At 46.6% G+C, this 9,150-nt stretch carries 10 protein-coding genes and 1 tRNA gene; 2 read left to right on the forward strand and 9 right to left on the reverse strand.

The window, feature by feature from the left end; all coding sequences use genetic code 11:
• Positions 1–32: 32 nt before the first annotated feature.
• From QUA83_RS18465 to QUA83_RS18500, 8 genes are all read right to left on the reverse strand, one after another.
• Positions 33–512, reverse strand: a complete 480-nt coding sequence (locus QUA83_RS18465; RefSeq protein WP_333294978.1) for a M67 family metallopeptidase — start codon at positions 510–512, stop codon at positions 33–35.
• A 138-nt stretch (positions 513–650) separates the two neighbouring features.
• Positions 651–1,259, reverse strand: a complete 609-nt coding sequence (locus QUA83_RS18470) for a Uma2 family endonuclease (RefSeq protein WP_333294979.1) — start codon at positions 1,257–1,259, stop codon at positions 651–653.
• Positions 1,260–1,440: 181 nt separating this feature from the next.
• On the reverse strand, positions 1,441–1,668 hold the full coding sequence (locus QUA83_RS18475) for a ferredoxin family protein (RefSeq protein WP_333054336.1): 228 nt from the start codon (positions 1,666–1,668) through the stop codon (positions 1,441–1,443).
• Between the two features lie 144 nt (positions 1,669–1,812).
• Positions 1,813–3,048, reverse strand: coding sequence for an ATP phosphoribosyltransferase regulatory subunit (locus QUA83_RS18480; protein WP_333294980.1), 1,236 nt, complete (start codon positions 3,046–3,048; stop codon positions 1,813–1,815).
• A gap of 457 nt (positions 3,049–3,505) precedes the next feature.
• Positions 3,506–4,405 carry a tetratricopeptide repeat protein gene (locus QUA83_RS18485; RefSeq protein ID WP_333294982.1) on the reverse strand — a complete coding sequence of 300 codons (900 nt, stop codon included), beginning with the start codon at positions 4,403–4,405 and terminating at the stop codon, positions 3,506–3,508.
• Positions 4,406–4,506: 101 nt separating this feature from the next.
• A complete protein-coding gene (locus QUA83_RS18490) occupies positions 4,507–5,322 on the reverse strand; it encodes an inositol monophosphatase family protein (protein ID WP_333294983.1) in 816 nt (271 codons plus the stop codon).
• Positions 5,323–5,448: 126 nt separating this feature from the next.
• Positions 5,449–5,964: a thermonuclease family protein gene (locus QUA83_RS18495; RefSeq protein WP_333294984.1), complete on the reverse strand. Its 516-nt coding sequence runs from the start codon at positions 5,962–5,964 to the stop codon at positions 5,449–5,451.
• Positions 5,965–5,998: 34 nt separating this feature from the next.
• The gene (locus QUA83_RS18500; RefSeq protein WP_333294985.1) at positions 5,999–6,367 is read right to left on the reverse strand and encodes a 2Fe-2S iron-sulfur cluster-binding protein; all 369 of its coding nucleotides are present in this window, start codon (positions 6,365–6,367) and stop codon (positions 5,999–6,001) included.
• A 214-nt stretch (positions 6,368–6,581) separates the two neighbouring features.
• Here QUA83_RS18500 and QUA83_RS18505 point away from each other — a divergent pair.
• A tRNA-Ser gene (locus QUA83_RS18505) sits at positions 6,582–6,666 on the forward strand.
• 521 nt (positions 6,667–7,187) lie between these two features.
• On the opposite strand, the gene QUA83_RS18510 is transcribed toward QUA83_RS18505, so the two are convergent.
• Complete coding sequence (locus tag QUA83_RS18510) at positions 7,188–7,997, reverse strand: pentapeptide repeat-containing protein (protein WP_333294986.1); 810 nt, start codon at positions 7,995–7,997, stop codon at positions 7,188–7,190.
• Between the two features lie 71 nt (positions 7,998–8,068).
• Here QUA83_RS18510 and QUA83_RS18515 point away from each other — a divergent pair, with 71 nt between their 5' ends.
• Positions 8,069–8,971, forward strand: coding sequence for a phosphodiester glycosidase family protein (locus QUA83_RS18515; protein ID WP_333294987.1), 903 nt, complete (start codon positions 8,069–8,071; stop codon positions 8,969–8,971).
• Positions 8,972–9,150: the final 179 nt, after the last annotated feature.

A 9,150-nucleotide genomic window follows, 5' to 3' on the forward strand; every position in this document is an offset into this window, starting at 1 on the left:
TCGCATTTTTACGTGTTTGTTATTTTTACTAATTATTTCTTAATCTCAGTCGGTTCCACTAGGCGAATTTCCTCTGCTTGAAAGTTCCCCTCTCCGTCAAGACTCCAACTGCGGAGGTCTTCCCAACAGCCTTGTCGGACGGACACAATAATATAAGAGTATTCGGCCCACGCCAATGTCCGATCGCACTCTGAGGGCACTGCGGGACAATCCGGGTGAGAATGATATATACCGATAATATCCAGACTGCGATCGCGCCCATGTTTCATCGCCCGCAACATATCTTCGGGCTTAATAGCATATCTGCGTCGTTCTGTCAATCCTTTTTGTTCAGGCCAATTCTCTTCAGCTTCCCCACTCCAAGCATTTTCAGTCGGCCAAACTTCTACTAAAGTTTTAACATCGCCAGTAACTCGACCGAGCAACAAGCCGCAGCATTCTTCAGGATAAGCGCTTTCGGCGTGGGTGCGGATTGATAAAATTTGAGAGTCGGAAAGTGCGATCGGCTGCATGGGATTTTATTGTAGATTTTATTGTAGATTTTTTTGTAAAGTGCGATTAAGAGCGGGATAGCTACGCTTCACAGGCTTTTTTAAAATTGTGGAACAGGCATCTTGCCTGTTCAATACTGGCTTTTCTGGAAATGTCTATTAATTGGAGGTTCCTGTAGCTGTTTGCAAAACAGTTCTATAAGCAATGACAGCTTCAGTTTGGTTAACATATCCTACATATTGACTCAATACAGAAAAGTCTAACTCAGGCAAAAATTCACTGCTGGAAATTAACTCATAACCCGACTCCCGCAAGTGGTAAATAGAAAATTGATCGTTAGCCCAAAACCAGACTTCAGGAACTTGCAAACCGCGATACACTTCTAGTTTGTCAACTCCACCGCTAGTTAGAGCAATTTCGATCGCAATATCAGGGATTTCTGCAAGTGAACCCAAGCAGTAACACTCATCCGGTTCGGCACCCCGTCTCACAGCTTCGCGGCGAAATGTAGCACTACCGTAACCGTTGAGATTAATTAGCCTTTCAACCGCATAAGTTTCTATCAACCGGGCAATAATTTTTTTAAGCCTTTCATGTTCTGGCGAATTTGTCATAATAATTTCTAACGTTCCTTCCAAGTACGTCATTCTGGGAAATTCATCCACAAACATATCGGAAAGTTGCTCGTATTGCTCCCAAGTCACATCATATAGAATTATGCGCTGTTCAGTCGCTGGAGCGAGAGTTTTGGGATCTAAAAGTAGCATAACTAATTACCTGCACTTAAGATATCTCAACGTTAGATTTTTTCGTTCTTTCTCAACTTCTTCTCTGTGTCCTCTGCGGCCTCTGCGGTTCGTTAAAAAAGTTCCTATATAAATTTAACGAACCGCGAAAACGCTTAGGACACAAAGGAAGAGAACAGAAGGGGAAAAAGAGTTAATTCAATCAAGTCGGAGTTTGCTGCAATTCAGGCCGCTCATCTGGAACGATCGCACCTTCGACAGGACACACCTGCAAACAAATACCGCAGTCAATACAGGTATCAAAATCAATCCAAAACCAATCAGTACCCTTGACATTTTTGCCTGGGCCGGGGTGAATGCAAGCAACCGGACAAGCGCCGACGCAATCAGCAATTCCCTCGCAAATATTCGTAACAATAGTGTGTGCCATAGTGTTCTCTCAAAAGATTTTAGGTAGATAGGGAATTAGCAATTAGCAATTGGCAAAACCTTCTATCAATCAGCAGGATACATAATATCATATCCGGTGATTTTTAACCAATTACCAACTACTAATTACCAATTACCAATTAGGCTAATTTACCGTTTCAATTGTTGGCAATCCTTCGGCATTTACCCAAGCAATTTGAGCAATTCGTCGATCGCGCGCGTATTCCCGCGCCGACTCTGCTGTCTCCCGACTCTCCAAATCTATTTCTACCCGAACTAGGTGCGTAGAGTCTCGGAGTTTGCGAGCGTAAGCAAACGCGGCAGCACTAGCTTCAGGAGTTTGAGCCACAACCAACCAGTCGGTAGCTGGCGTCTGCGTGGGCAATTGCCCCTCTGTCAGCAAAACTTGGTGCAAATCTTCAATATTTAGACAAAACCCGATGCCGGGGGAATTTTGCCCTTGGGGATCGAACAGTCCCAACAGTTGGTCGTAGCGTCCCCCTTGTCCTAAAACTCGCTGTCCTGTCTTGCTGCTGCTGACAACTTCAAACACAATTCCAGTGTAGTAATCAAATGTTTGAATTAAACTCAAATCGAGGTGAATGTGGGATTTGAGATTGGGAATTTTTGACTGGCATTGGTGCAGCAATTCGATCGCCGATTTGAGATTATTTAACGCGGCTTGCTGCGGCAAATCTAAATCCAGCTTGGCAACAATTGGCAACACCTCTTCTGGGCGGCCGCGCAAGTCAAATAATAGCAGTGCTCTTTCTCGCAATTCTGTTGACAGCGGCAAAGTTTCCAAGGCAATTCGATCGAGATTGGCGATCGCCCCCCGAACTTTTTGGCGCACATTTGGCGGAAACGGTTCCAGCAATGTTGCAGTCAAGCCCGCTTCTCCCAAAACCAAATGCCACTCATCAATTTCCAAGCTCTGTAAGCACTCTGACAGCAGCAGCAGCACTTCCGCATCCGCAACCGCCCCCCCCGCGCCGAGCAGCTCTACCCCAGCTTGATAGAACTCCTGTTGCCCGCCTGAGCCAGTATCTGGGCCTTTGCGGAACACGTTAGCGTTGTAGTAGAGGCGCTGAGGCTGCCAGCGAGTCCCGGCCATCCGCATTGCAGCCGCGCGGGCGATGGATGCTGTCAATTCCGGCCGCAAACCAAGTTCTCCATCCTCGGCGTCTTGCAGTTGAATTAAGGTCGATCGGTCGATCGCGCCCCCAGCCATCAAAGTTTCCAGCCTTTCTAGAGTAGAGGTAATAATCCGGTGATAGCCCCAGCGGTGAAAAACCTGCTGCAAGCGCCGTTCGATCGAAATTTTTTGAGCAACGTCAAGGGGCAATAAATCTCTTGCGCCGGATGGGGGTTGGTGAACCATATCAATTTTAGATTTTAGACTTTAGATTTTAGATGGGGCCCAGAAGCTTAGCTTTATGGACGGTGTTAAAGTCGAACCAAGCAAGCTTAACATTCGACTTTAACAAATTAAGGTGTCATATCAATTTTAGATTTTAGATTTTAGATTTTAGATTGGGCTTAGAAGCTTAGCTTTAGGGGACGGTGTTAAAGTCGAAGCAGGCAAGCTTAACATTCGACTTTAACAAATTAAGGCGTCATATCGTTTTCGTTGGCATCGGAATAATTATTTTCCCCGTCAGTGCGATCGTCCCGTTCTTTCTGGAGCATCCGCGATCGCGGGACGATCGCACTGACGGTATAATTCCGATTGTGATCCGATGTGATATCACCAACTCTTGATTCTTTTGAGCGAGATCACTCCACTGCTGAGCAGTTTACCAATTTCTAAATATTCCCGACTCACAACTCACAACTTCTCACTTCTTCTTCCCGCCAAACAAACTTGCAAAAAATCCTGGTTTCTCGTCACCTTTTTTGGCTTTTGCGGAAGCTTGTTCCAGCTTTTTCTTAACCTCCAAAGCCGTCGGTTCTTCAGGATTTGATGCCAAAGCTTTGTTCATCTCAAGTTTAGCCATTGTGGCTTGATTTTGTTCAAGGTAACACATTGCTAACATAGCGTGAGCCTTGCTGTGTTTTGGGGCGTTCTTCAGGGCTTCCCTCAACTCCAAACTTGCTTTAGCGTAATTTTTGCTGTCCATAAATCCTTGAGCTCGGCGGCAATAGGCTTCGATCCGCGGGTCGTCTTTGGGCGGGGGTAGATTTGGGGGTAGATTTGGGGTTGGGGTTGGAACTGGGGTTGGGGGTGGTGGCGGGGGTGGTGGCGGGGTTGCAATGCCTTGGCGCTCTTTTCGCAGCAGGTAAACCATGTTAAGTTCGCTAATTTGATCGATCGCCTCTTGCGTTTCCTTAACTGATTCGTACTGCTTGAGAGCGAGTTTGCTAACTGCTGTTTTGTAAGCTTCTTCCCAATCTTTAGCGGTAGCTAACTGTTTGGCTGCTTCGCTTTCAATTTGCATTTTCGCCTGTTCTTTAACAACGCGCTTGCCGATGGCTGCTAATAGCAGGCTGTATTCTTTGCGATCGCTTTCCTTAGAGAATTTGTTGTAAGCCGGATTGACTACTTTTGACAAAAATTGGTTAGCCCAATCTTTATCGGCTTGGCTTTCAAAAGAGCAAGTATCCGAATGCAACCGGCGGGCGATTTTCATGTAACGCTTGCGGATGTCGTTAAACTCGGCGTCTAAGGGAATTCCCAAAATTGCGTGCTGATCTGTAAAGTCGTACTTGAACAGCCCTTTTGTCATTTCAAAAGACATAACTTTTACTCTTCCTTTCCTGGCTTTTCACTATTCTTTAATGTAGCTTGAGTCAAGGGGTTGTGACCCCCGTACTACCCCCGATCTATTGCTGGGAGGCGCTACTTCCAAGAAGATAAGGGAGGAACTGCTAGCAGTGCGCTGCTGAGTTCGGCGTGTATTTTGCCGTTTGTGGCCAAAACCCGACCTGAGTTCATCTCAAAGGCACTCCCGTCATAAGCTGTAACTTGACCTCCGGCTTCGGAGACGATGACTACACCTGCAGCTACGTCCCAAGGGGAGAGTCCCCGTTCCCAGTATCCGTCCGATCGCCCCATCGCCAGGTGTGCCAAGTCTAGGGATGCGGAACCGCTGCGCCGCACGCCTTGGGTGAGGTGGGTGAGGTGACAGAATTCGGCATAATTATTGTCTGCTGTTTCCCGCCGATCGTATGCAAAGCCAGTGACTAGCAAGCTGGTTCTCAATTCTGAGATTTGGGAAACTTCGATCGGCTTACGGTTGCAGGTTGCTCCCAATCCTTTGCCTGCCCGAAATAATTCGTTATGAAAAGGGTCGTAAATTACTCCTATTTGTGGTATACCGTCGATTAAAAGTCCGATCGACACGGCCCAAAAAGGATATTGGTGAGCATAATTGGTTGTGCCGTCCAAAGGGTCGATCGCCCACAGGTATTTGCTGCTAGCATCTCCTAATTTGCCGGATTCTTCGGCGAGGATGGCGTGGTGGGGTACGTGGCGGCCGAGAATTTCTAAGATGACGGCTTCTGAGGCTTTGTCGGCTTCTGTGACTAAATCGCCCGATCGCCCTTTTTCTTGAATTTTTTCTAATTTTCCGCAGAAAGATTTCAGGACGGAACCGGCGGCTAGGGCTGCTTCGGTGGCTATTTCTAAGAAGTTTTGCAGTTGATTGTCAGTCATTTGTTAGTTGTCAGTTGTTAGTTGTCAGTTGTTAGTTGTTAGTTGTTAGTTGTTAGTTGTCAACCGTCAACAGTCAACAGTCAACCGTCAACCGTCAACCGTCAACCGTCAACAATTCCCTACTGACTATTTCCGATTTTGCTGGCGAAATTCTGCGGGAGTTTGGCGCAAAGCTCGTTCTGGATTCCACAGGCCTTTACCCATGAGTCTCGCCCATTCTTGAGCGTTCACGAGTCGCTGCTGGTATTTGGTGTTGGGCGATCGCACTGAGGCCAGGGCATAACCTTCTTTAACTAGCTGTTCGTTGAGCAAATTTTTATCTTGCCACAAGTAGGCTAGTTTGCGATCGAACTGGTCTTTGCCTTCGATGTCTGATTCTAACAATACCTGTTTTCCCCCAATTAGCTGTTCTAGTCTTTGTTTGGCTGCTTCTCCCCAAGGCTGCTGTTTTAAATCCGGCGCATCAATACCAATCAGCCTGATTTGTTCTAATAAGGCTATTTTGTCGGCTGTACTGATAACTTCGATGGTTTGGCCGCTGATGGCCCTTTCTACTTTAGCGATCGTACCTTGGGGCATTTCTGGTTTTTGGCAGCTAGCTAACAACAGACAAAGGGCGATCGCAAATAACCGATAAAGCATGGATAATTGGTAGTTGATAATTTATCAAATTGCCTCACTCTTCATCCAAGGGTAAACCGGCTTTAACTTTACCTTTGCCGAAGTAGCGGCCGAATTGCAGTTCGTACACTTCGTCTTCGTCTTGCGTCTCTACCTCGATGTTGGAACGGGGATAGCTGACGCACAGCAGGGCATAACCTTCTTTTTGCAGTTCCACAGAAAGCCCCATTGCTTCTGGCTGGTGCAGTTCCCCCGACTTGACGCGCACCGCACAGGCGGTACAAGCGCCGTTGCGGCAGGAAAAGGGCAATTCTACTCCTTGGTTTTCGGCGCTTTGCAGGATGTAGCGGTCTTCGGGTACTCGCACAGTGTGGCGATCGCCTGTCTGTCTGTTATGAATTTTAATTGTGTAAGAGCGAGTCATGGAATTTTAGATTTTAGATTTTAGATTTTAGATTGGGGTTGGCGGGGCAATATCCTTGAAATGAATGGGTTTGCGACACAGGGAGGAGAATCCAAGGCTGCCCCTTTCACACCCTACCCACATTAAACAGTAAATTTATGCCGTTACCCCTTCCCAAATCAGATTTGTTCTGCTAAGATAGCTTAGCTGTGGCTAAATGAATTAATTTAGTCCTGGAGAGGTGGCCGAGCGGTTGAAGGCGCACGCCTGGAAAGTGTGTTTAGGGCAACTTAACGAGGGTTCGAATCCCTCCCTCTCCGTTAAACAAGCTGTTTAGGCAAAAAAACAGCCTGCAACAAAAATCTCTGATATGAGATAAATACTTTGATTAGAGCGAGATCCCTTGAATTCTTTTAGACAAATCAAGGGATCTCGCTTTTCAATGTTTGAGTGTAAATTACGGGCGATCGCCGGGAAAAACACGCCCCGATATAATGCCAATAGTAGAAAACCATAAGCTGTTGCGGCATTTAAATTGTATGTCAAAAAAAATCAAAGTCTTGTGGGGAGTAGGGGTTGGGCGGCCCGCCCGCCCTGAATATACAATTTAAATGCGCGACAGCTTAGTGACCTACACCAATCGCAGCGATATGGTGTATCGGCTAAACTCAGCCTTACCATTCCCTGGGAATCTCCCATACATTCGACCATCTTTTTGAGCAGTTCGCTGTCGCTGGGATTGAAAGTTGCCAGCGCCATTTGCTCCCTCACCGTTTGCAGCAAAGCGTCGCTTTCTGCTGGATCAATTGCTGTTTGAATATCAGTCGGGGAATTTGAGATTTTAAATTTTAGATTTTAGATTGAGGTAATTTATATCGAACTTAGCATCAGCGAGATTTGCCCCTCTGAACGAAGTACCCTCAGCATTTCCAATCTCTCGAACAATAGCCGAGAAAGACACAAACGCAAACCAAAGATACAGCAGCGACAGCAAACCGAAACACATACCCCAAAACAGTTTGTGAGTGCTCAGAAAAGCGCTCGCCGTTGCACTGAACAAAAAAGCCCCTGCGTAAGTCGCCACACTTCCAGCCGAGGCGATCGCCACCTGTGAAAATTGGCTACGAATCCGGGAATGCACCAAAAACATTAACACCCCGCCGATCGACATTCCAGCAAGAGCAGCCTGGGAATTATTATTAGTTGCAGTGCCAGCATAGAAAAATCCCAACAAAGCTCCTGATAGAATAGCAGAAATTGTTCGTGCCAATCTACCCGCTTTTGAGGTTTTTGGCTGTTTGCTGGCGATCGCCGAAGCGAAGCCAGCAGCGCTCAAAACCCCGTACAGCAACAGAACAAAAGGCCAACTGCCAGATCCCGGTAATTGTCCTTGAGTTCCCAAAATCAGTCGAGTCAGAACATCGCCCACAACCAAACAAATCGCGATCGCCCCACCACTCAAAACAGCTATCTGTCGCCGAGAAAGCCCGATTTTCGCACCGATAAAATTCGCACCCGCTAACTGAGCATTTCTAAAATTGCAGCCTCGAACATCCGCACCGCTGAAATCAGCACCGTTAAGAACTTGTCCTTGGAACGATCGATTTCGTAAAATTTGATTGCTAAAATTATTGGAATCCGAATACTTCATATTAGTACAGGATGCTTGAAAATATATAAATCTGTCAGTGTTTTCGTCCCCAATTTCCAATCTAAAATGGTATGACTTATCGACCCACGATCAAACAAATTTGGCAGATTCTCGGTCTCGGAATATTGCTCGCACCAATACTACTTTACAACATTCCCTACTTTTTGCGTCCCGAACAAACAAACGAAGCCCGATCGCTCTTTCAAGGAATAGCCTACCGCAGGGAATTTCGGACTAATCCGCGTCCCACCCTAATTCACATTGTTAGCATCGACCTAAAAGCGCCGGGAATAGGAATTTTTGTCACTCCCGGAAACCCAACACCCGATTTAACAGAAACCAATGCCCGCACCGCTACTGAATTCCTGAAAGAATTTAAATTGCAATTAGCAGTCAACGGCAATTTTTTTTATCCCTGCATCGAGGAAGCACCTTGGGATTACTATCCCCGCAGTGGCGATCGAGTAAATAATGTCGGACAAGCCATTGCCAAAAGCCAAGCTTATTCTCAACCAAATCCAGGCTTTCCCGCCCTTTGTTTTGATGCCAAAAACCGCGCTCAAATAATCGAAAACGGCACTTGTCCTGCGGGAACAGCCTATGCAGTTGCCGGAGATACTTTGCTGGTTAAAAATGGCAAACCCGTAGCACAAAGTCAGGAAGAACGCAAACAGGATAAACCCTATCCCCGTGCAGCCGCGGCGATCGACAAAACAGGCGACAAGTTGTGGTTAATTCTGGCAGACGGCAAGCAGAGGCTTTACAGTGAAGGGCTGAAATTGAGCGAAATAACTGAGATTTCGATGCAGTTGGGAGCCGAGACAGTGCTAAATTTAGATGGTGGCGGGTCCGTAACTTTTGCAGTAGCATCGCCGTCAGGAGCGAAACTGTTAAATGCTCCGATTCAGAATAAAATTCCCATGCAGGAACGTCCCATTGCCAATCATTTAGGATTTTATGCGCGGGAAAACTAGGGTTTAAGATTACGTACGATCTTATCTCCGAAATTAGGGGTCAAAAAATGATTATATTCAGCACCGCGCCCAAGCCGCTGCTTGTAAAAAATCCACTTTAAAACCTGGCGGGGTGACAACTCCGCCGCAACCGAGATAGAGTGAGGTGTTGACCAACTTGTGGTAAAAAAAGATAGGTC

The sequence above is a fragment of the Microcoleus sp. K1-B1 genome (assembly GCF_036704705.1).
Taxonomy (GTDB): domain Bacteria; phylum Cyanobacteriota; class Cyanobacteriia; order Cyanobacteriales; family Microcoleaceae; genus Microcoleus.

Coding starts and splice junctions, on each gene's coding strand:
- QUA83_RS18465 (WP_333294978.1), bottom strand. CDS start 512: ATGCAGCCGATCGCACTTTCCGACTCTCAAATTTTATCAATCCGCACC.
- QUA83_RS18515 (WP_333294987.1), top strand. CDS start 8,069: ATGACTTATCGACCCACGATCAAACAAATTTGGCAGATTCTCGGTCTC.
- QUA83_RS18480 (WP_333294980.1), bottom strand. CDS start 3,048: ATGGTTCACCAACCCCCATCCGGCGCAAGAGATTTATTGCCCCTTGAC.
- QUA83_RS18475 (WP_333054336.1), bottom strand. CDS start 1,668: ATGGCACACACTATTGTTACGAATATTTGCGAGGGAATTGCTGATTGC.
- QUA83_RS18510 (WP_333294986.1), bottom strand. CDS start 7,997: ATGAAGTATTCGGATTCCAATAATTTTAGCAATCAAATTTTACGAAAT.
- QUA83_RS18490 (WP_333294983.1), bottom strand. CDS start 5,322: ATGACTGACAATCAACTGCAAAACTTCTTAGAAATAGCCACCGAAGCA.
- QUA83_RS18470 (WP_333294979.1), bottom strand. CDS start 1,259: ATGCTACTTTTAGATCCCAAAACTCTCGCTCCAGCGACTGAACAGCGC.
- QUA83_RS18485 (WP_333294982.1), bottom strand. CDS start 4,405: ATGTCTTTTGAAATGACAAAAGGGCTGTTCAAGTACGACTTTACAGAT.
- QUA83_RS18500 (WP_333294985.1), bottom strand. CDS start 6,367: ATGACTCGCTCTTACACAATTAAAATTCATAACAGACAGACAGGCGAT.
- QUA83_RS18495 (WP_333294984.1), bottom strand. CDS start 5,964: ATGCTTTATCGGTTATTTGCGATCGCCCTTTGTCTGTTGTTAGCTAGC.